The sequence below is a fragment of the Dorea ammoniilytica genome, from assembly GCF_025567415.1.
In the GTDB taxonomy this organism is placed as follows: Bacteria; Bacillota; Clostridia; order Lachnospirales; family Lachnospiraceae; genus Claveliimonas; species Claveliimonas ammoniilytica.
The window spans coordinates 30,046-53,583 of sequence record NZ_JAOQJV010000018.1 but is presented as its reverse complement, the minus strand read 5'-3'; the positions used below and the strand labels follow the sequence as shown (position 1 = coordinate 53,583).

The following is a 23,538-nucleotide window of genomic DNA, read 5'->3' as shown; positions in this document are numbered from 1 at the left end:
GGATATCCTGATGACGAATATTTCTTTCTGAAGCTATTCGATATGAGCCGACAGAGCTACGAGAGGAATCGGAAATCCCACAAAATTTGTGATTGAGCCTTATTTATTCGCAACATATACAATTCCGAATGCTCCCGGTCCGATATGGCTGCCAATCGTCGGTCCGATCTCTCTGGTCTTAATCTTACCAAAATCCAACCCATTTTTCTGCAATGTCTGGATAAATGAAATACAGTTCTTCTTGTCCGCTGAATACAGAAAATATACCGAATAATTCTCATCCGGCATATCAGCCTCGACATATTTTATAATCTGGCGGAATACATTTTTATTACCACGCTGTTTTCCGCATACTGCTACCTTTCCTTCTTCATCAATGGTTATGATTGGTTTGATACCCGCCAGTCTTCCGATACTTGCTGCTGTCTTAGAGATCCGACCGCCTTTCTGCAAATATTCCAGCGTATCCAGTCCTGCAAAAAGACGTACTCTCGCTTTTAACTCATCCAACGCTTCTGCAATCTCTTTTGCACTCTTTCCCTGATCACGCATTCTGACTGCACGGTCTACTAACAACCGGATTCCAAGTGTGGCTGACTTGCTATCTACAATATATACGCCATCATGCTCTGCTATATCTTTCGCAATTGTGGCACTCTGCACTGTACCACTGAGCGCACCGGAAATCAGAATTGCTACAACGTCATCTCCATTCTCTTTTGCCTCTTCAAAACAATCTGCAAACTTTGCCGGAGACGGCTGTGATGTCTTAGGAAATTCTTTTTCATTCATCAGTTTCACAAAAAATTCTTCTTTCGTAAGATCTACTCCATCGATATACTGCTCATTTCCGAATGTTACAGTCATCGGAATACAGGTAATCTGTCTCTTCTCAATTTCTTTTGCCGAAAAATCAGCCGTAGAATCCACAATAATCTGAACCGCCATAATTATCCTCTTTTCTTAATCTGTTTTTATTATGAATATTAATCTCATTCAAAGCTTCTCTCAAAATAGATGTTGAAATATCAACATGACTATGCTACTATAGCAGATAGTTGTTGATAAATCAACTATTTTTAATGTGAAACGAGGAATTATTATGACCGATAGTTTTGAACTGCTAACCGGAGGTATAACCAGCGTCTATAAAAGCATACAGAAAATCAAGAAACTCTCAATGAGCGAAATCGGTCTGAAGGGTGTCCATGCCATGTGTATCTACTATTTATATACTACACCGGATGGTCTGACCGCCGCCGAGCTGTGCATTCGCTGCCGGGAAGACAAGGCTGCGATTTCCCGCATTCTGTCGGAGCTGGAAAGCTTTGAAATGATCACCTACCAACATTCAGGTCCGCAGGAAGGCAGAAAATACCGGGCAAAAGCTGTACTTACCGACAAAGGACGTGCCTACGCAGGTCAGGTCTCTGAACTGATCCGCCAGGCAGTAGATGCCGGACGCAATGGACTTACTATGGAAGAAACCAAGACATTTTACCGGGTACTCTATCACATTTCCGATAATCTGGAACAATTGATTTCTGTACTCGAAGAGAAAGGATAAGAAAACTCATGAATATATTTAAAAAAATATACTGCCGCGTATTTCAGACAGCATTCCGCCTGGCACTGCCAGTACTTCCTTATCGCAAACCGCAGATTGTAGGCAGTGTCCGGGAACTTCCGGATGTGATCCGCGGTAATCATGCCTCCTGTGTACTGATCGTTACAGACTCCTCTATTCGGAGTCTGGGACTGACCAAACGCCTGGAGCATACGTTAGAACGTGCCGCTATTCCATTTGTCATTTATGACGGAACTGTTGCGAATCCTACTACAATTAATGTGGCAGAAGCTCTGGAACTGTACCGCGATCATGCATGTGATGCGATCATTGGTTTCGGCGGAGGTTCCAGCATGGACTGCGCCAAGGCTGTTGGTGCCTGTATCGCCCGTCCGAAAAAAACACTGGCGCAGATGAAAGGCATCTTAAAAGTACGCAAAAAACTTCCGTTGCTCATTGCCATTCCAACGACCGCCGGAACCGGAAGCGAGACAACCCTCGCCGCTGTCATCACCGATGCTGAGACGCGGCACAAATATGCGATCAACGACTTTCCATTGATTCCAAGGTATGCCGTATTAGATCCGAAAGTGACTTTAAGCCTTCCACCGTCAATTACAGCAACAACCGGAATGGATGCTCTGACTCATGCCGTAGAAGCATATATTGGGCGCTCCACTACTTATCACACCAGACGGGATGCGTTGCACGCTGTACGACTGATCTTTGAAAATATTGATACAGTCTACGCTGATGGCAGAAACGTCAATGCACGTCGTGATATGCTTCACGCATCATTCTACGCCGGCTGTGCATTTACCAAATCCTACGTGGGTTATGTCCACGCTGTTGCCCATTCGCTTGGCGGTGAATACAATGTTCCGCATGGGCTGGCCAATGCAATAATCCTGCCAATGATACTGGAATCTTATGGTAAATGTATTCACAAAAAATTGCATAAACTTGCCATTGCCGCCGGCGTCGCTGATAAAAAAATGTCAGACGCTGAAGCTGCTGAATGTTTCATAAGCGCCATCAAAGATATGAAACACCGGTTTGACATTCCTGACACAATCCCGGAGATTAAACAGGAAGACATACCTCGTCTTGCCAGGTACGCAGACAAGGAGGCCAACCCATTATACCCGGTTCCGGTGCTGATGAACGCCTCAGAACTTGAACTATTTTATGAATCATTGATGCAAATAAACTAATTTATATTTTTTTATTGCGCAGAACCCTCTCTTCCTTTATAGTAGATAAATACGTGTATTGTATATTTATATCGTATATTAAGGAAGAGAGGGTTTATTTATGAGTAACAATTCACATCATCATAAGCGCGGCAGCTTTACTGGCTCGCTGGGCTTTGTTATGGCCGCAGCCGGAAGTGCTGTAGGTCTTGGAAATATTTGGCGTTTTCCTTATCTGGCAGCTAAGAATGGCGGAGGTACCTTCATCTTCGTATACATCATTCTTGCACTGACCTTTGGTTTTACCCTGCTGATCACGGAGATTTCCATGGGACGCAAGACCAAACAGGGACCGCTTACCGCTTACGGTATGCTGAACAAAAAATTCGCTCCGACCGGATTCCTGGCATGGATGGTGCCTGTCATCATTCTGCCTTACTACTGCACCATCGGTGGATGGGTACTCAAGTATCTGTTCGCATTCCTCACCGGAGACGCTATAAATACTGCAGCCGACGGCTATTTTACCGGTCATATTACCAGCCAGTGGTCACCGATTATCTGGATGATCATCTACATGGGATTGACTGCATTTGTTGTAATCAGCGGTGTTAACAAAGGTATTGAGAAATACAGCCGTATTCTGATGCCAATCCTGATCGTACTGATCATCGGTATTTCTTTCTTCTCACTGACACTGCATAGCACCGATGCAGATGGTATCACACGTACCGGATTAGAAGGACTTAAGATTTATCTGATACCGAACTTTGAAGGTATGACAATCAAAGGATTTTTCCTGCTTCTGATGGATGCTATCGGACAGTTGTTCTTCTCCATCAGCGTTGCCATGGGTATCATGATCACCTACGGTTCTTATGTAAAAGACGATGTTAACCTGATGTCATCCATTAATCAGATTGAATTCTTTGATACACTGGTTGCTCTCCTTGCAGGACTGATGATTATTCCGGCAATCTACACCTTCTCCGGTATCGAAGGTATGTCAGCCGGACCGGGACTGATGTTTGTATCCCTGCCAAAGGTATTTGCTGCTATGGGAAAAGTGGGTATCGCAATCGGTATCCTGTTCTTTGTAACCGTTACCTTTGCCGCGATCACATCATCTGTATCCGTCATGGAAGCGATCGTCTCCGGTCTGATGGATAAATGGAAGATTTCCCGTAACAAAAGTGTAGCCCTGTCACTGATCTACGCAATTGTCGTAGGTATCATCGTATGCCTTGGTTACAACGTATTCTACTTTGAACTTCCGCTGCCGAACGGATCTGTAGCCCAGGTTCTGGATGTACTGGATTACCTCAGCAACATGATCATGATGCCGATCGTTGCAATTTCAACCTGCATTATGGTTGGATGGGTACTGGGACCAGATACTATTATCAATGAAGTTACCAAGAGCGGTGCCAAGTTCAGCCGTAAAGGACTGTACATCGTTATGGTAAAATACGTAACCCCGATCCTGCTGTTCTTCTTATTACTGCAGTCTTTGGGCATTCTGTAAAAACGATTATAATCAAAAAAGGAAGACATCACAGTTTTCACTGTGATGTCTTCCTTTTTTCATGACCTTATACGCCCTCCAGAGTAAATGGAGGAATGAAGCTCTCTTCTGCTGTATCTCCTTCCTGGATATACGCGCATTCCACACCCAGATCTATGGCATAATCTACAAGCGCATCGTATTCCTTTTCCGTTACTTTTCTTCCAAGTTCCGGATATCTCACAGTATCCAGAGTATCTAACGGCGTATACTGATTCATCAGGCTCATATAGACAGAATCGCCGTAAGTCTCATAGAGATACTGCACAATCCTTTTCGCCGCCTTAAGTTCTCCCGGAAGCAACAAATGTCGTACGATCACACCCTTCTGAATCTTTCCGTTCTCATCAAATCTGCATGCGCCGGTCTGACGGTACATTTCACGAATCGCTTTTTTCACAGTTTCCGGATAATCCTCTGCTTTGGAATACCGCAATGCCTGCTCACTCTCCCAGTATTTAAAATCCGGCAGGTAGACATCGACCCATCCATCCAGCATACCAAGCGTCTCTTCCGACTCGTATCCTCCGGTATTGTATATAACCGGCAGATGTAATCCCCGAGCTTTGGCACATTTCAATGCCTCGATAATCTGCGGTACAAAATGTGTCGGCGTCACCAGATTGATATTATTTGCCCCCTTTTGCTGCAATTCCAAAAATATCTCTGCAAGCCTTGATATAGTAATCTCTTTCCCCGCTACGCTTCTTGACAGATCATAATTCTGACAGTACACACATCTGAGATTACAACCTGTAAAAAATACTGTCCCCGATCCTTCTTCTCCGGAGATGCAGGGTTCTTCCCACATATGTAAGGCGGCTCTCGCCACACGCAGATGATCCGTCTCCTGGCAGAATCCTTTTTCTCCATTATCCCGCATCACCATGCAGTGACGCGGACACAATACACATCCACTCATATTACTTTTTACAGCACTTCTTCATATATACAACACTGGCTGCCAGAGATACGATTACAACAACCAGATAAATCACAAATCCCATCTGTGTCTTCACACGCATGCTGACAGCAGATGCTGCACCGATCACAAGAAAAGCAACTCCATACCCTTTCTGTGCCTTCTTCATATCATACAGCTTATTCCGCTGAGCAGCATCCTTATCATTCAAAAGGACATCTCCTCTTCCCGTCAGCATCATAAATCCAACGATCAGACAGCCAATCGTAATAATCAGATCAAATGTTTCCATACTTTTCATCCTTTCATCTCATAATTCCGTAATATTTTCATGATACCTAATGCGCATTCATTTGTCAAATGATGCACTATTTACAATTAATTTGTCATTCAATTATTTTGATCATCAAATCTATTGACGTAGTATCGATTACCACTTATAATGTTTTTAGTTTCTAAATATTACAACTATGTGAAAGGAGATTCTCATGAATCCTATTATAATCGTCGCTGAGACCGGTTCTGATATCACACCGGAATTAGCCGCTAAATACAATATTACCTTAGTGCCGATGCACGTTACTTTTGACAACCATACTATGGATGACGGTTCTTTCCCGGTTCAGAAAATCTGTGATTATTATAAAGAAACCGGTAAGCTTCCAAGAACAAGCGGATGTTCCCCAGATGACTTCATGCTGGTATTTGATGCCATCCACACCGCGCATCCAGATGCCCAGATTCTTTATCTGGCTTATTCTGCTGTCACCACCTGCTCTTACCAAAGTGCTGTAATCGCATCTGAGGAACGGGATTATGTGACAATGTTAGATACCAAACAGGTATCCATCGGACAGGCAGCCATCGTAATCGCCATTGCAGAATTATTGCAGAAGAATCCGCAAATGACTCTTTCTGAAGCTGTGTCTGCTTCAAAAGCACTCTCTGCCCGCACCAAAATGTGCTTCCTTCCAGACAACCTGGAATTTTTGAAAGCAGGCGGTCGCGTCAGTAATGCTGTCTGCCTGGGAAGCCGTATTCTACACATCCATCCATGCATCGAAATCCAGGACGGTAAACTGGTTGCTACTAAAAAGTACCGTGGCAAAATGAAAAAAATTGCTCGACAGCTGATTTTGGACTATATAGAGAATTATAACCTTGACCGCAGTATTCTGTGGTTTGTCCGTACTGTCGGTCTCTCCGATGATGTACGAATAATTGCAGAAGAGACTGCAAAAGAATGTGGTTTTCAAAAGATTCAATGGCTGCAGGCGAATGGCGTTATCACAACTCATGGTGGACCAGCCGCCTTTGGATTGGCAGGATTTACAGAATAATAATTGCACATTGTTCCGAATAGGCGTAAACTGAATTTTATACATGATTTTAATCAAGGAGGATTCTTTTATGAGCTTAAATAATACGCCATCCGGTGAACGCATACATATTGGTCTGTTTGGAAGACGGAACGCCGGGAAATCCAGCATTATCAATGCAATCACCGGACAGAATCTGGCAATTGTCTCTGATATTGAAGGCACCACCACTGATCCTGTCATAAAGTCCATGGAACTGCTTCCTCTTGGTCCGGTTGTCATCATTGATACTCCGGGTCTGGATGATACAGGTGATCTGGGAGCCCTTCGTATCCGCAAAGCATACCAGATGTTGAACAAAACTGACATTGCCCTGCTAATCATCGACAGCAGTTCAGGCATCACAGATGAAGATCTGCGCATTTTGAAACAGATTCAGAAAAAGAATATTCCTTACTTGATAGTTCTGAATAAATGCGAACTAACCGAAGATCTTAATACCCTAACAAGTGCGCTCTCCGTCTGTCAGACAGATTCCGAGCATATCATTTCAGTAAGTGCTGAGAAAAAAATCCATATTCACGAATTAAAAGACCGCATCGCCAGTCTTGCCCCAAATCAGGATTCTGACCACAGAATCGTTGGCGACCTGATCCATCCGTCTGACTTCATCGTGCTGGTCGTGCCCGTAGATAAAGCTGCACCGAAAGGTCGTCTGATTCTTCCACAACAGCAGACCATCCGGGATATTCTGGATTCAAGAGCAGTATCCATCGTCGTTCAGGATACGGAATTAAAAGAGACCTTAGATTCTCTTGGACAAAAGCCTTCTCTCGTCATTACCGACAGTCAGGTCTTCGGTCACGTTGCCAAAGACACACCTCGTGACATACCGATGACTTCTTTCTCCATCCTTTTCGCCAGATACAAGGGCAATCTCAAAAGCCTGGTAAATGGTGCACAGGCAATTGACACGTTGGAAGACGGTGACAAAGTACTGATCTCCGAAGGCTGTACCCACCACAGACAATGCGGTGACATCGGCACGGAAAAGCTGCCGAACTGGCTGAAACAGCACACCGGAAAGAACCTCACTTATGAATTCACCAGTGGAACCGAATTTCCTCTGGAACTCGACCAGTATAAGCTGATCATCCACTGTGGAGGCTGCATGCTAAATGAACGTGAAGTGAAATATCGCATGAAATGCGCTGAGGATGCCGGCATTCCAATGACCAATTACGGAACAGCCATCGCTCATATGCATGGCATACTGGAGCGTAGTCTGGAGATATTTCCTGATCTGTAATATGGTGTTCTCTGATGACCACAAAAGGTTCTGGACATTAAGTCTCAGAACCTTTTTCATGTTGCACACTTTTTTATCTGTCATATGCATTGACATATACAAATTCTTCGTTTTCTCTCTCCATCTGATATCCTTCATCCAGAACTGCGTCTACAAAGTCCTGTCCGCCCGGTTCGATCGCCGTCAGATGCATTTCCAGTGCTTCTTCCACCTGCTGCACCGTCATATCATCTAGGAACACTTCTTCACCTGTACGCAGCATATTAGATGGAATCAGAAGTGTCTCACCAAGGTCCACACCCCGCTCCTTATATTCCAGCAGCTGTGTTACCAGGTCCTGTCCCGTGATCAGACCGGATACGGTAATCGTCTCTCCAAAGAAATCATTGCGGATTGCATATACATGAACCACAAGACCTGGATATAGCTTCGTCAGCCGCTCTGCAAACTGACAGATCGTCGGATACGTCAGCTTACCGGTAGCAATGGTCAGCGTACGTTCCATTGGTTTTCCTTCCAGATGCTTCACTGCCTCTTCAAACTCTTCGATAAAGAGACGCATCATGCCCACACCATTTTCCAGCTGAATGTATCCATCATATCGCTCTTCTTCCGGGAAATCCCGTTCAGCAGTAATATACCATTCATCACTGGCGTGAATAAAATGAAGTCCATACTCATTGTAGAACTTCTTCTGATAACTTTCAATCAGATCAATAACCTCTCCCGCTTCTTCCTTGGTATATAATTCCAACGGGTATAAACCATCCCGATATTTGGTGATACCGGCCGGAACAGCTGATACGCTTCGCATAAATGGAAGATACTTCGACAGATCCTCAATACTTCTTCTCAGTTCTTCCCCATCGTTAACGCCCTTACAGCATACAATCTGGCCATTCATCTCCACATGTCCTTCATACAGCTGATCCAGATATTTTAATTTATCACCTGCGAACCGATTGTGAAGCATCTTACAGCGAAGTTCCGGATTGGTACTCTGCACTGATATATTGATCGGCGCAAGCTGCATATGGATAATACGCTCTACATCTTTTTCTGTCATATTCGTAAGCGTGATATAATTTCCCTGCAGAAATGACAGTCTGGAATCGTCATCTTTAAAATACAAGGTCTCACGCATACCCGGAGGCATCTGATCGATAAAGCAGAAAATGCATTTATTACTGCAGGATCTGTAATCGCTCATCAGCCCATTGTCAAACTCGATTCCCAGATCATCATCGTAATCCTTATCAATCTCCAGTAGCCATTCTTCTCCATCTGCCTTGCGGATCAGTACTTCGATATAATCATCTTTTATATAGTAACGGTAATCAAATACATCTCCGATTTCCTGCTTATTAATCCGAAGCAGCACATCGCCCGGTTCAATTCCCATCTCCTCGGCAATTGAACCCGGATAGACTTCTTTGATCAAATGTTCCTTCTTCTTCAACTTATTCTCCTTGCTTAATCGCATTGATAATGCGGTTCACCAGTCCCACTCTGTGGAATGGTGTCATCAGATAAAATCCATCTGCAGCCCCACGCAGCGCTTCTGCAATATCCAGGCAAAGCGCTACTGCTGTATCCTCTGCCTCTTCACGGCTCATCTCTGGATCATATCGGTTCAGGATCTCATCATTCACATGAATGCCCGGCATCTCATTCTTCATAAATAGTGCATTTCTGTAGCTGACTAACGGCATCAGACCACAGATAATCTTCGCACCCGTCATCTCTTTCAGCTCGATCACTCTCTGTACATCTTCTTCTGAGAATATCGGCTGTGTCAGGAAATATGCACATCCTGCTTCCATCTTTTTACGCATTCTGCCGACAATTGCCCGGATATTATTACCCGCATAATTAAGCGCACCGCCATAATACACCGGCTGATCCGGGAATATCTCTTCATTCATGTGCTGCAGATATTCCATAAAACGGATAGAGTTTACATCAAATACACCGGTAATCTTGCCTCTGTTATCCGGTCCCACCGGATCTCCCGTGATCACAAGAAAATCGCGAATACCATTCGCATGCACACCCAATATCTCTGAGCGAAGACCGATCAGATTGCGGTCACGCATTGCCACATGTGGCATCACAGAAATGTCTGTCAGACGCTTTGCATAAACAGCCAAAAGTGCTGCATCTGCCCTGGATCTTGCCAATGGTGAATCCGATACCGTTATCATATCCACTCCATTTTCCTTTAATGCATAGACTCCCTTGCTGAATTTATCCATCTGCGCATCAAACGGCGCATCCAGTTCAACTACAAATACCTTCTCGCCACGTTCTAACTTGCTGATAAAATCAGTCGGTGCTGCATTACTTACACTCTCTCCATCCGCATTTTCCTCTACAACCTCTTTTGGTTGAGGTGCCTGTCCACCAAGTACTTTTTTCAATGCAGCAATATGTTCCGGTGTAGTACCACAACATCCACCTGCAATATTAATTCCCAGTGGGATCATGCGTTCCATCTGCTTCGCATAATACTCCGGATCATCCCCATAATGCATTCTGCCACGGAGCTCCTGCTGATATCCGGCATTCGGGAGCACACTTAATATACATTCCTTTGGAAATGTCTGCTTCTCCAACAGTTTCCGAAGATGTGCAGCACCTACGCCACAGTTAAACCCAAAGATATCGACTGTCTCCATCTGACACAACTTATCAATGATCTCTTTCATTCCAAATCCATACTGGGTATACCCGGATGGATTCAAAGAAAACTGAACGATCACGACGGACTCTTCACACTGACTCTTACAATATTCTGATAACGGCTGAACCCATTTTAATTCCAACATCGTCTCAAATACAAAAATGCGAATGCCTTCTGCCAGCATCGAATTTATAAGGAACTGATATTCCTTTATCGTATTCTCATCATCTTCTGTCACCGTCTGGCGGATCGGTCCGATCGATGCAGCAATTTCCACTTCACGACCGGATTCTGCTACCGCCTGTCTTGCACAGGCAATCGCTGCATGAATCGCTCTCTTACATTCCTCCCGCTTCGGAAACATCAGATGATTCACCGCAAAGGTATTCGTCCTGATCAGTTCTGCTCCTGCTTCAATGTATGCCTTATGTATTGCAGTAATCTCCTCCGGATGCACAAGATTCGCTTCCTCTGCCTCCAGTTCTGTACCATACTGCTGATTATAATAAGTGCCCATAGCACCATCCATCAATAAAATGTGATCTTTTATCTTGTCCAATAATCCCATAATGCTCTCCTCTTCTGTCACACTATATGTTATAATAACATACTTTCCACATTATCAAAAGGGCTATACACCATTTCGTGCACAGCCCATCTTACAACATTTTATCTTTTATCTGTTTTTCATTTTTCTGCGTCCGGTCCTCATCACCAGAAGCGTTCTCTGAAATTATTTTTATGAATCCTTTCCCTCTCCTGCAAAATATTCTTTTGTCATCTTCACTACCGTACCAGACAACAGGAATACTGCAATCAGGTTCGGGATCGCCATCAGTCCGTTAAATGTCTCCGCGATACTCCATAAAAGCCCCAACTCAACGGTAGCACCAAGAATCGCCACCAACGAATATGCCACCATAAATGGCTTAATTACCTTTGCGTCAAACAAAAACTCAATACATCTCGCCCCATACAATCCCCATCCGAGAATTGTAGAAAATGCGAAACAGCACATTGCCACTGCAGTAAAAACAGATACCCAGTTACCATATGTTGCTGTGAATCCTGCAATCGTAAGCTCCGCTCCTGCTGCTTCACCATACGGAACAGACACACCGCTACACAGGATAACTAATGCTGTCAGTGTACAGATCACGATAGTGTCTGCAAACACTTCAAAGATACCGAAAAGTCCCTGCTTTACAGGCTTCCTGGTATCTGCACAGGCGTGTGCAATGGAACCTGTACCAAGACCTGCCTCATTAGAAAAGATACCTCTGGATACACCTTTCTTCATACTTAAGAAGAAACTTCCGATCACACCACCGGTTACTGCTGATGGATGAAACGCACCTTCAAAGATTGAAGCAAATACAGCCGGGATATTCTGAAAATGAAATACAACAACGCCAAGTGCAAGCACGATATAAAGCACTGCCATAAATGGCACCAGACGCTCTGTAACCTGTCCAATCCTCTTCACCCCGCCAAGCAGGATCAAACCAACCAGGAACGTAATCGCAATACCAATAATCCAGTTCATTACAGGTACTGTATCTGTTGAAATCACATGATAATTCAAAAGTGCAGAATCAATTGCTGTCGTAATCGTATTCACCTGTGTGGCATTACCGGTTCCAAATACCGTCAGCACGCCAAATCCTGCGAACAGATACGCCAACCATCGCCAATTTTTCCCAAGTCCGTTTTTAATATAGTACATTGGACCACCGACAAGGTCTCCCTCTGCATTGCGCTCTCTGAAATGTACTGCCAGCGTAACCTCAAAAAATTTGGTACACATACCGAGAATCGCTGATATCCACATCCAGAACACCGCTCCTGGTCCTCCGATAGCAATCGCTCCGGCTACACCTGCAATATTACCGGTACCGACCGTTGCCGCAAGTGCTGTACAAACTGCCTGAAACGGCGTCAACGCTCCATCGGACGCCTCCTTTTTACGAAACATTCTTCCGATCGTCGTCTGAATCGCATATCCAAACTTACGGATCTGAAGAAATCTGGTACGTATACTCAAATACAGTCCCACACCAATGATACAAATCATTGCAGGAACTCCCCAGATAAAATCGTTGATCACACTGTTGATTGATTCAATTGTATGTAGCATCTTTTCAACCTCTTCCACTCTCATATAAACTATACATTCATTTTTTTGTTATCATAATAGCATACGAAAGTAGAAAAGTAAATTTAGTCTTTTAATTAACCAGTCTGATACTTTCTTAACTTTTCATAGATAAAAGAAAAGGTCATACGCTATTGTTCACGCACAACCTTTTCTTCTCATTCATTTAATTCTTCATCCGTAAGTATTCGCTGCAGATGCATTGCCAGATATCCGATCTCTACTTTTGAGAACTGACAACGCATATCTTTTCCAAGCTTCTCACAGATCTGTGCTGCCATCTGAAACTCTTCCGGAAACTTCTGTCCCATATAATCATTCATATCCAGCTTCAGTACTTCGCCGCTCATCTGTCTCGCTACCATATAACGGACATGATTCATCAGACGATTGTACGACAGGGACATGACATTCAGCTTCTTATCCAACACATTTTCCACATAAAACACACAGTCTCTGACCGCCTGCGCAATCTGCATTGCCTGGGATAATTCTTCTTTTTCGATCGCCGTATGGACATGAAGCGCAATATATCCCACTTCATGCTCATCCATATCAATACCCATTTTTTTCTTTAAAATCGGCACTACAGTCAGTGCCACTTTATATTCCGAATAAAACAGCAGGCGGATATCCTCTGTCAGCGGATTACTGATCGCCTCACCGGACTGGATACGTTTTACCGCATATTCAATATGATCTGCCATAGGAAATAATACGCTTTGATCAATCTTCCCAAAGACTCTCTCAGCTTCCTGCAACACCAGGTCTGCCACTTCCAGATATTCCGGTGGAATACTTCTGGCAAGCTTACTGGCACTGCCACGCCTGGTCGTCTCCTTCAGCGAATACATCGATACTTCATCTGGAAGCTCTACACGTTCCGTAACCTTCTTCCCAAATCCGATTCCTTTCCCCATGATCAGATATTCCTGGTGATCTTCTTCCTGGATTCCGATGATGGTATTGTGATTCAATACCTTGCTGATTCTGTACATCCGCTCTGCCCTCATTCTCTCCGGAGCTTCCTGTCTACTCGTAAATATTTACTGCAAACAGCGGTTCTCCCTTTTCAATCTCTCCTTCTTTCAACAGAGAAATCTTCTGATTGTCCGTCAATTCCGTACACAATATCGGTGACATCACTGACGGTGCATGTTCCTTCAGATAATCCAGATCCAGGCGCATGATCGGGTCTCCTTTTTTCAGCTTCGCACCCTGCTCTGTTAATATCTCAAATCCTTTTCCTTCTAGTTTTACCGTATCAATACCCACGTGAATCAATACGCTAATGCCGTTATCCATAGCATATCCTACTGCGTGCTTTGTGTCAAATATAAAAAGTACTTCTCCGTCTTCCGGGGCACACACAACCGGGTCTGTCGGAAGAACTGCTGCGCCGTCTCCCATCATGCGTTCTGCAAATGCTTCATCCGGCACTTCTGACAGATCTGCTGCCACACCTTTGATCGGGCTTCCTATTGTAATACTCTTTACAAGCTTCTTCTCATTTGTCTTCTCTTCTACAGCCTTTGTCTCTTCCGGAGTTACTTCATGAGTTGCCACATCGTCCTCGTCATCATTATCACCACATCTCTCCAGATAATCTTCCAGATCAGACTTAATCAGTGTAACTTTCGGTCCGTAAATAACCTGAACGCCTTCACCCTTACGTACCACGCCGGATGCACCGCTGGCTTTCAGTGTCTCTTCATTTACCAGAGACGGATCATAAACTGTGCAGCGAAGTCTCGTGATACAGCAATCTACATCAGAGATATTCTTCTTACCGCCAAGTCCTTTACAGATCATACGTGAGATAGTGTCATCTTTTTCGCCATTTTCAGAAGCACCTGCTCCACCATTCTTGCGGGCTTCCACATCACTTCTGCGATACAGTTTCACTTCTTCATCATCATTTCTTCCCGGTGTCTTCAGATCCATCTTGCGGATCATGAATCCAAACAGGAAATAATATACTACAAAATAAACTACACCTACAATTACGATCCAGATCCAGTTGGTCTTCGCATTACCCTGCAAAATACCAAACAGGAACATATCGATCAGTCCGCCGGAGAATGTCATACCTACACCAACTTTAAAGATATGCATCAGCATATAAGCAGCTCCGGCCAGTACACAGTGTACACCATACAAAGCCGGTGCCACAAAGAGGAATGTAAATTCCAAAGGTTCTGTGATACCTGTCAGCATAGATGTAAGCGCTGCAGATAATAACAGACCACCAACTACCTTTTTATTTTCCGGTTTTGCTGCTTTATACATAGCAAGTGCTGCTCCCGGAAGACCAAAAATCATCAGCGGGAATTTACCGGACATGAATCTTGTCGCTGATACTGCAAATTTTGTTGTAGATGGATCTGCTAACTGAGCAAAGAAAATGTTCTGTGCTCCTTCAATAACCTTACCGCCGACTTCCATAGTTCCGCCAAGTCCTGTCTGCCAGAATGGGAGGTAGAATACGTGATGAAGTCCAAACGGAATCAGCAGACGCTCCATGAATCCATATACCCAGGTTCCCGCATAACCGGAATTAAGTACCAGATTACCAACTGCATAGATACCGCTCTGAATTACCGGCCATACAAAGAACATCACAATACCGACACCTGTATACACCAATGCGGAGATAATCGGCACGAATCTTGTACCACCAAAGAATGACAGTACCTGTGGAAGCTGGATCTTGTAATATTTGTTATGGAGAGCTGCTACTCCAAGTCCTACCAGAATACCACCGAATACGCCCATCTGCAGGGATGTTATACCGCACACATCAGTCGTTGCACCGCTGAGCATCTTATCGGCACCACCATTCAGGTTGATCATTGCACTGATAGACGCATGCATAATGAAGAATGAGATTGCTGCTGCCAATGCCGCTACTTCTTTCTCCTTCTTCGCCATACCAATTGCCACACCCATTGCAAATATGATCGGTAAATTTGCGAATACAATATTACCTGCTTCTGACATTACCTCAAAAATCGCATGGAAGACTGTTCCAGGTCCCATCAATCCAATCAGATGATAGGTCTTCAGCATGGTTTCATTCGTAAAGGAACCGCCGAATCCTAACAGAAGTCCTGCCACCGGAAGGATAGCAATCGGGAGCATAAAACTGCGCCCTACTCGTTGCAACACGCCAAAAATTTTGTCTTTCATTTCTTTCTTCTCCTCACTTTCAGATGACTGAAATCTGTGAAGGCTGCCTGACTTTCTGCGCCCTGCGGATAGTCACTTTTTGGTACAAAAAAAGGCACTAACCCTACACAAATTCCGTTAAAATTTATGTATAGTTAATGCCTCGTTTTCACAAGTTACATACTATCTATTTGTTAAATTACCATACATAGTCTGACTTGTCAACACTTTTATCTGTGAAACAGACCTTTTTTTACATACGCTTCACTTGACACGGATACCAGTTCATATCCGGTTGGCTCGATAACTTTGCGAATCTGATCTTCCGGAAGTTCCTCTTCGCTGATGATCACGGTCTCATTCTTTGAATGAGAAGAATTCACTTTTTTCACTTTAAATGCATTGCGGATTGCTTCATTTACGTGAGATTCGCACATACCGCATGCCATACCGTTGATCTGTAATGTTGTTTTTACCATGATGTATTCCTCCTTACCGATAGCATCCAGATACTACTGGATCGAGGTTACTTTGTAATCCTGATCTTCTACTGTTTTCTTCAATACTTCATCCTGCACACCACTGTTCAGTGTTACCACTGCTGTGCCTGCTTCGTGGCTGACTTCTGCGCTGTCTACTTCTGCCAGTGCTTCCAATACCTTCTTCACTCTTGCCTCACAGTGTCCACACATCATACCTTCGATTTTCATTGTCTTTGTCATAGTAGTTCCTTCCTTTCCTGATTCCATTTCTGATTCTTCTTGAGAATCTGTATTCATTATTGTATCTTTTATTATTGCAGACTTGATCTTTTTATCCCTTGACGCATCATGCAGCCTGCAGAAGTTCAGCCGCAGTGCATTGGATACGACGCAGAAGCTTGACAGACTCATTGCCGCCGCTCCAAACATCGGATTCAACGTCAGTCCAAAGTGTACCCATGTCCCCGCTGCCAACGGTATGCCGATAATATTATAAATAAATGCCCAGAACAGGTTCTCGTGAATATTGCGGAGCGTTGCACGGCTCAGGCGGATTGCTGCCGCCACATCACGCAGCGAGCTCTTCATCAATACGACGTCTGCAGCATCGATTGCTACATCCGCTCCGGCACCGATTGCGATACCCATATCTGCTCTGGTAAGTGCCGGCGCATCATTGATACCGTCTCCAACCATAGCGGTCTTCCCCTGCTCCTTCAGCTTACGGATCACGCTTTCCTTACCATCCGGAAGAACCCCTGCGATTACTTCATCCACACCTGCCTCCGCACCAATGGCACGGGCAGTACGCTCATTGTCTCCGGTCAGCATGACTACATGGATTCCCATGTTCTTCAGCTGACGGATTGCTTCACGGCTGTCTTTCTTAATGGTATCCGCTACAGCAATCACACCGATCAGTTTATCATCTAATGTAAATAATAACGGTGTCTCACCTTCCTGCGCCAGACGATTGCAGATCTCCTGCATTGCCTCTGAAAGGCCGCTCTTCTCTTTGATAAAAGTCATGCTTCCGCCGACGATCCTCTGACCGTCAAGTACAGCTGACAGACCATTTCCCGGAAGTGCGGTAAAGTCCTGCACCTCCAATTTATCTACTGACCGCTCCTGACCACGCTTGATCACTGCTTTTGCCAGTGGATGCTCACTCTTCTGTTCCAGTGCATACGCTACTGTCAGTAGTTCGGTCTCGGAGATACCCTCCACCGGTATCAGATCCGTCACTACCGGCTCACCTTCCGTAATCGTTCCTGTCTTATCCAGTGCAACAATCTGCATCTTACCTGTCTCTTCCAACGATACCGCTGTCTTAAAGAGAATACCGTTCTTTGCTCCCAGTCCATTGCCAACCATGATGGCCACCGGTGTAGCCAGTCCAAGCGCACATGGACAGCTGATTACCAGTACAGAAATACCTCTGGCCAGCGCATATGCAAATTCTCTTCCAAGTAATAGCCACACGACTGTTGTAATACATGCAATGGTAATAACTACCGGCACAAACACACCCGATACTTTATCCGCGATCTTGGCAATCGGTGCCTTGGTCGCAGCCGCATCACTGACCATACGGATGATCTGTGACAATGTGGTATCCTCACCGACACGGGATGCCTCACAGCGGATATAACCAGACTGGTTCATCGTTGCTGCTGATACCAGATCACCTTCTGTCTTATCCACCGGAATACTTTCTCCGGTCAACGCTGCCTCATTAACTGCACTTGCACCTTCTAGCACAATACCATCTACGGGTATATTTTCACCCGGACGAACCACGAAAATATCTCCTTTTTTCACCTGTTCGACCGGTACGGTTACTTCCTCACCATTTTGCACCAGTACTGCTGTCTTTGGTGCCAGCTTCATCAGACTCTTCAACGCATCTGTCGTCTTGCCCTTAGATCTTGCTTCCAGCATCTTACCCACTGTGATCAGTGTCAGGATCATAGCTGCTGATTCAAAATAGAACTCATCCATATACTTCATCACGCCCGCCATGTCTCCATGCACTTCTGCATCCGTCATCAGGAATAACGCAAACACGCTCCACACATAAGACGCCATTGATCCGAGTGCTACCAGTGTGTCCATGTTCGGCGATCTGCGCCACAGGCTTTTAAATCCATTAACAAAAAACTTCTGGTTAATAACCATAATGATTCCTGCAAGAATCATCTGCACAAGCCCCATCGCAACATGATTCCCTTCAAACCAGGACGGCAGCGGCCAGCCCCACATCATATGTCCCATAGAGAAATACATCAGCACTGCGAGGAATCCGATCGATGTAATCAGACGTCGTTTCAGCACCGGTGTCTCTCTGTCTTTTAATGCATCTTCGTCCGCAGAAGCACTTCTATTCTCAGTTCCTGCACCTTTCAGAGAAGCTCCATAACCGGCTTCCATGACCGCAGCAACAATACTGTCCGCAGATGCCGTGCCTTCTACTCCCATGGAATTAGTCAACAGACTCACGGAGCAGGATGTAACTCCCGGCACCTTCGAAACAGCCTTTTCCACACGCGTACTGCACGCCGCACAGCTCATACCCGTCACTGTATACTGTTCCATTTCTATCCTCCTGTCTTCTTTGTGCTACCTATTTCATCAGTTTTTGAATCGTGGCGATCAGTTCATCCACTACTTCATCCTTGCCATCCCGGATATCCCGTACCACACAACTGTGAATATGTGCAGCCAGAAGTTCCCTGTTGAATCCGTTCATCGCAGCGCTCACCGCCGATGACTGGATCAGGATGTCATTGCAATATGCATCATTCTCTATCATTGTCTGAAGTCCTCGTACCTGTCCTTCGATCCTCTTTAATCTGTTCAGAAGCTTTTTCTTCTGTTCCTCTGATCTGCTGGTGGTCTTGGCACAACAACATTTCTTTTCTTCCATATCAGTATTCTCCCTCGTTTATCAGCTGATTATAAGTTGTCCAACATCATTTCATGAAAGCATTACATTTTCTCCAATCAAATATACCCCCTGTGGGTATATGCACATGATATACCTACAGGGGGTATCTGTCAATACATTTATTGACGATTTATTCTCTTTACTGATCGCAGTCTTTCATGGTCTTGCCCTCACCGGTCAGACCTTCAAAGTCTTTTACAAATGCATCAACCGCTGCTGTGATTGCTACGTTATTAACAAATCCATCGATCACAGACGGTGCAACGGTTGCTGCTTCTATACCATATTCACACAGTTCCAACACCTGCTGTGAATTCTTAAAGCTTGCTGCCAGAATGCCACAGTCCAGTCCATGGATCTCAAAAATATCCTGAATCTCCTTTGCCACGCCAACACCGTTATATCCCATATTATCGATACGATTCACATAAGGTGCCGCATAAGATGCTCCGCTTTTTGCTGCAAGATATGCCTGCATCGCTGTATAAATCGCAGTTCCTGTAGTACGGATGCCCTCTTTCTTAAGTGCCTTCATCGCTTTGAAGCCTTCCGGAATACAAGGAATCTTCACATATGTATTTTGTCCCAATTCCTTTACAATACGATGTGCATCTTCGATCATGCCTTCTGCATCTTTCGCAATCACCTGCACGTGAAGATCTGCTTCCTCGCCGATGAACTCACGAATCTCTTTTAATACGTCATATGGCTGTCTGCCTGATTTCGCCAAAATCGATGGGTTCGTTGTCACTCCATCAATCGGGTACAGATCATACAATCTGCGAATCTCATCAATATTTGCATCATCAATCAGTAATTTCATTTCACTCTTCCTCACTCTACCTTTTCAGTATCAACATGCTGCACAGTCAGTATAGCACAATTACGCAGTCAGTCGAAACCCTTTTCCAAAAGTTTCACTGCTCTTAGTGATCATGATGAATGCAGAATCATCTGTCTGGCGGATAAATCTCTGCAGGATCACTGCCTGACGGCGATCCAGCGCACATAAGATAACCTTTTTATTTTCATGAGAATAGCCGCCCTCTGCATTATAAAGAGTGGTACTTCTGTTTAATACATTCTGAATAAAATCGCAGATTGGTTCCGGATCGGAACTGATGATCGTAAAATACTTGCACAGACGCATCTGATCCATCGTACGATCTACGAAGATTGATTTCGCCAGCAATCCACATACAGAGAATAAACCTGTACGTACATCAAATGCGATAAATGAAAGTGCTACGATTGCAACATCAGAGATCAGCAGTGCTGTTCCGATATCAATTGTCGTATATTTCTTCAGTATCATCGCAACAATATCCGTACCACCACCGGATGCATCTACGTAAAACAGCATTGCCGCTGCAACTGCCGGAAGAGCAATCGCATAGGCAAGCTCCAGCATCGGCTGATTGGTAAGCGGTGCGCTGATCGGCATCATCTTCTCCATCAGGCTCAGCACTACGGAGGACAATACAGTAGCATAAGCCGTCTTCAGTCCAAAGCTTTTGCCGAGCACCGCAAAACCAATTACCAGCAGTGCCAGATTAATCACCAGGTTAATCTGAGCTGCTGAGATTCCAAGAATCTCATTTAACACTACCGCAAGACCGGAAACTCCTCCAAACGAGAAATGATTTGGGAATTTAAATGCATAAATCCCCAAATCCATAATGATCACTGCCAGTGTTATTACTATATAATCTTTAAAAAGTTTGATTGCTTTATTACTCATAACCGTTCCACCTCTCTGGAATCCATACTTTCTCTTCCTATATACTAGAGTAATACACATTCTTTCTATTGTGAAACAGTTTTATCCTAGTCCACGCTACAACATTTTTATTGTAGATGGATCATATTGCTTTCTGACCTCTTTTTTCATAATTTGAATCAGTTCATGCATTGCCTTCGTCACGTATTTTCCCTTGCGGTATACCACGGATACTTCCATATGTGTCCATGGATATTTCAGCCTAAAAAGCTGCAGTTCTCCGAGACTGTTATCCATAAGCAGCGTATGAAGAAGTGACGTCGGATAAAATGCAACACCGATGCCCGCCGCACACATTTCACCTACCGTCTCAATATTCTCCGTCTCTACCACTGTATGCGGCTTCATATTTTCCTCTTTGAAGATCTCATCTGCAACATCTCTGGAAATATTGCCTTCTTTATTTAACAAAAAGGACATATCTTTCAGGCAGCTGATCTTACCTGTCTGGATCAATGTATTCCGAATGTAATCTGCTTTCTCCTTTGGCAGCTTCTTGAACAGATCCTCGGAGATAGCAAGCACCACATCCTCTTCCGCCAGTTCCGTGAATACCATATCTTTAGCATCTTCTGTGCATGGTCCTACCGCCATATCAATCGTCTCATCCCGCAGTGCCTCCCACAGTTCCCTGGTATTGCCCTCCAGAATATGCACCTCAATTAACGGATACTGCTCCATGAACTCCGGTAATACTTTCGGCAGGATCAGCCGGCCTCTGGTGTGCGAAATACCGATGGTCAGCTCGCCACGCTTTTCTTCCTTAACTTCGCTGATCTCCTGCAACATTGCCTGATAGCTGTCCTCCATCTGAACCGCATATTTATAGAAGATCTCTCCCGCTGCTGTAAGCTTCATCGGAGTCTTCCGGTCAATCAGAGAGATCCCTACATCCTTCTCCAGCGAAGCAATATGATTACTCAATGCCTGCTGGCTGATAAATAACTTCTCTGCCGCCCTGGTAAAATTCAATTCTCTTGCCGCTGTAATAAAATACACCAGATTCAAATGATTGATCATAAGGATAGTTCTCCTTTTTTCTTCTTCGTCTCATAGTCTTTCAACGATGCGATCGCTTCCTTCGATAATGGGAATAACGCTATCATATTAAATATTGTCATAAGACCGATTCCCACATCGCCAAGATCCCATACAAAGGTATATGCTGCCTGGCATCCGACGAATAGCATCACCAGTGCCAAAATCTTATACAATGTCTGAGACAGCCAATTATCGCCAAACAGATACGCCACATTGCTGCGCGCATAAAACAGAATTCCAATAAACGTTGAAAAGCTGAACAGCAACAGCATCACGGCAATAAATACAACACCGGCCTGTCCCATATGATATTCCATAGCAGACTGCAGCAGATCCATACCTGCCAGTCCGCTTACGGTCTCTTCCGGTGCCAGAAGCATCAGCATGGCTGAGCAGCTGCAGATCACCAGTGTATCAATAAACACGCCCAATGCCTGTAACAATCCTTCCTTTGTCGGATGATCGATATCTGCCGCTGCTGCCGCGCACGGTGCCGAACCGGATCCTGCTTCATTTGAAAACAGTCCACGTTTAACTCCATTCATGATCACAGCACCAAAGCCGCCCGCTGCTACCTGACGAATGCCAAATGCCTCTGCAAAGATCCGTTCAAAGATTGCCGGAAGCTGTCCCACATTTTTCAAAATGATAAATACCGTTACAAAGAAATAGCATCCAGCCATAATCGGAACTACCACATCCAGTACTTTTACCGTCGCATTCTTCCGAAGTACGATCACCGCTGACACTATAGTCAATGCAACGGCTGTCCAAAGTGTCGGAATATGAAATGCATTTTTCAATGAAGTGGATACCGAATTACCGATCACCTGACTGATTCCACACCAGCAGATCAATCCGGAAATGGCAAACAGTACGGCCAGTACAGATCGTTTCAGCTTCTTTCCCCGTACACGTTCTGCAAGAGAATGCAGAAAATATGCCGGGCCTCCCCTATAACCGCCATAAAGCGGATCTTTTTCTTTGTATATCTGTGCCAACGTTGCCTCAATAAATGCAGTAGCCGAACCCACAATTGCGGTTACCCACATCCAGAATACGGCACCGGCACCTCCTGCTGACACAGCCGCTACAACACCTACCAGATTTCCCATGCCGACTCTGGTGGCCGTTGATACGATCAATGCCTGCAGTCCGGAGAGTCCATCCGATTTCTTCTCCGTGGATACGGTAATCTTAATCATATCCGGAAAAAGACGGATCGGCAGAAACCTTGTCCTTATCATAAAGAAGATTCCAGCTGGAACAAGAATCAGTACCAGCAGAGACAGCGCCACTGAATTTCCTCCGGGAAGCGGAATCTTTAACAAGTCTCCCCATAGGAAATTATATATCCAATACACTATTTTCATTATACAAACCTCTCTCTTTCACATAGATATATCAA

At 44.6% G+C, this 23,538-nt stretch carries 20 protein-coding genes; 5 read left to right on the top strand and 15 right to left on the bottom strand.

Going from position 1 to position 23,538, the window contains the following annotated elements; translation table 11 throughout:
* Positions 1–99: 99 nt before the first annotated feature.
* On the bottom strand, positions 100–948 hold the full coding sequence (locus OCV65_RS11425; protein WP_262582174.1) for a DegV family protein: 849 nt from the start codon (positions 946–948) through the stop codon (positions 100–102).
* Positions 949–1,102: 154 nt separating this feature from the next.
* On the opposite strand from OCV65_RS11425, the gene OCV65_RS11420 reads away from it, so the two are divergent.
* The 3 genes from OCV65_RS11420 to OCV65_RS11410 all read left to right on the top strand — a co-directional run bounded on the left by OCV65_RS11420 (position 1,103) and on the right by OCV65_RS11410 (position 4,285).
* A complete protein-coding gene (locus tag OCV65_RS11420; RefSeq protein ID WP_262582173.1) occupies positions 1,103–1,567 on the top strand; it encodes a MarR family winged helix-turn-helix transcriptional regulator in 465 nt (154 codons plus the stop codon).
* Positions 1,568–1,575: 8 nt separating this feature from the next.
* Positions 1,576–2,781 (top strand): iron-containing alcohol dehydrogenase, encoded by a 1,206-nt coding sequence (locus OCV65_RS11415; protein WP_262582172.1) that lies wholly within the window; start codon positions 1,576–1,578, stop codon positions 2,779–2,781.
* A 100-nt stretch (positions 2,782–2,881) separates the two neighbouring features.
* Positions 2,882–4,285 carry a sodium-dependent transporter gene (locus tag OCV65_RS11410; protein ID WP_262582171.1) on the top strand — a complete coding sequence of 468 codons (1,404 nt, stop codon included), beginning with the start codon at positions 2,882–2,884 and terminating at the stop codon, positions 4,283–4,285.
* 67 nt (positions 4,286–4,352) lie between these two features.
* Here the strand turns inward: OCV65_RS11410 and OCV65_RS11405 are convergent, their stop codons facing one another.
* Complete coding sequence (locus OCV65_RS11405) at positions 4,353–5,246, bottom strand: radical SAM protein (RefSeq protein ID WP_262582170.1); 894 nt, start codon at positions 5,244–5,246, stop codon at positions 4,353–4,355.
* A 1-nt stretch (position 5,247) separates the two neighbouring features.
* Positions 5,248–5,538 carry a DUF3784 domain-containing protein gene (locus OCV65_RS11400; protein WP_262582169.1) on the bottom strand — a complete coding sequence of 97 codons (291 nt, stop codon included), beginning with the start codon at positions 5,536–5,538 and terminating at the stop codon, positions 5,248–5,250.
* Between the two features lie 196 nt (positions 5,539–5,734).
* Here OCV65_RS11400 and OCV65_RS11395 point away from each other — a divergent pair, with 196 nt between their 5' ends.
* Together OCV65_RS11395 and hydF are read left to right on the top strand one after the other, a co-directional pair.
* Positions 5,735–6,586, top strand: coding sequence for a DegV family protein (locus OCV65_RS11395; protein WP_262582168.1), 852 nt, complete (start codon positions 5,735–5,737; stop codon positions 6,584–6,586).
* Positions 6,587–6,656: 70 nt separating this feature from the next.
* Entirely contained in the window at positions 6,657–7,874 is a 1,218-nt protein-coding gene (hydF, locus tag OCV65_RS11390; protein ID WP_262582167.1) for a [FeFe] hydrogenase H-cluster maturation GTPase HydF, read from the top strand.
* A gap of 73 nt (positions 7,875–7,947) precedes the next feature.
* Here the strand turns inward: hydF and OCV65_RS11385 are convergent, their stop codons facing one another.
* The 12 genes from OCV65_RS11385 to OCV65_RS11330 all read right to left on the bottom strand — a co-directional run bounded on the left by OCV65_RS11385 (position 7,948) and on the right by OCV65_RS11330 (position 23,503).
* A complete protein-coding gene (locus tag OCV65_RS11385; RefSeq protein WP_262582166.1) occupies positions 7,948–9,357 on the bottom strand; it encodes a DUF512 domain-containing protein in 1,410 nt (469 codons plus the stop codon).
* The gene (locus tag OCV65_RS11380; protein ID WP_262582165.1) at positions 9,335–11,125 is read right to left on the bottom strand and encodes a bifunctional homocysteine S-methyltransferase/methylenetetrahydrofolate reductase; all 1,791 of its coding nucleotides are present in this window, start codon (positions 11,123–11,125) and stop codon (positions 9,335–9,337) included. The genes OCV65_RS11385 and OCV65_RS11380 overlap by 23 nt, the downstream gene beginning before the upstream one ends.
* Positions 11,126–11,296: 171 nt before the next feature.
* A complete protein-coding gene (locus OCV65_RS11375) occupies positions 11,297–12,694 on the bottom strand; it encodes an alanine/glycine:cation symporter family protein (RefSeq protein WP_262582164.1) in 1,398 nt (465 codons plus the stop codon).
* Positions 12,695–12,870: 176 nt separating this feature from the next.
* Entirely contained in the window at positions 12,871–13,710 is an 840-nt protein-coding gene (locus tag OCV65_RS11370; protein ID WP_262582162.1) for a PRD domain-containing protein, read from the bottom strand.
* Positions 13,711–13,744: 34 nt separating this feature from the next.
* Positions 13,745–15,901, bottom strand: coding sequence for a PTS sugar transporter subunit IIABC (locus OCV65_RS11365; protein ID WP_262582161.1), 2,157 nt, complete (start codon positions 15,899–15,901; stop codon positions 13,745–13,747).
* Positions 15,902–16,110: 209 nt separating this feature from the next.
* Positions 16,111–16,359, bottom strand: a complete 249-nt coding sequence (locus tag OCV65_RS11360) for a heavy-metal-associated domain-containing protein (RefSeq protein ID WP_118382293.1) — start codon at positions 16,357–16,359, stop codon at positions 16,111–16,113.
* Positions 16,360–16,392: 33 nt separating this feature from the next.
* Positions 16,393–18,957 (bottom strand): heavy metal translocating P-type ATPase, encoded by a 2,565-nt coding sequence (locus tag OCV65_RS11355; protein WP_262582160.1) that lies wholly within the window; start codon positions 18,955–18,957, stop codon positions 16,393–16,395.
* Positions 18,958–18,985: 28 nt separating this feature from the next.
* Positions 18,986–19,288, bottom strand: coding sequence for a metal-sensing transcriptional repressor (locus tag OCV65_RS11350; RefSeq protein WP_262582159.1), 303 nt, complete (start codon positions 19,286–19,288; stop codon positions 18,986–18,988).
* 160 nt (positions 19,289–19,448) lie between these two features.
* Positions 19,449–20,132 carry a fructose-6-phosphate aldolase gene (locus tag OCV65_RS11345; protein WP_262582158.1) on the bottom strand — a complete coding sequence of 228 codons (684 nt, stop codon included), beginning with the start codon at positions 20,130–20,132 and terminating at the stop codon, positions 19,449–19,451.
* A 60-nt stretch (positions 20,133–20,192) separates the two neighbouring features.
* Positions 20,193–21,050, bottom strand: a complete 858-nt coding sequence (locus tag OCV65_RS11340; protein WP_118452683.1) for a YitT family protein — start codon at positions 21,048–21,050, stop codon at positions 20,193–20,195.
* 96 nt (positions 21,051–21,146) lie between these two features.
* Positions 21,147–22,109, bottom strand: coding sequence for a LysR family transcriptional regulator (locus tag OCV65_RS11335; RefSeq protein WP_118382289.1), 963 nt, complete (start codon positions 22,107–22,109; stop codon positions 21,147–21,149).
* Positions 22,106–23,503 carry an alanine/glycine:cation symporter family protein gene (locus OCV65_RS11330; RefSeq protein ID WP_262582156.1) on the bottom strand — a complete coding sequence of 466 codons (1,398 nt, stop codon included), beginning with the start codon at positions 23,501–23,503 and terminating at the stop codon, positions 22,106–22,108. Before OCV65_RS11330 ends, OCV65_RS11335 begins: the two co-directional genes overlap by 4 nt.
* Positions 23,504–23,538 lie beyond the last annotated feature (35 nt).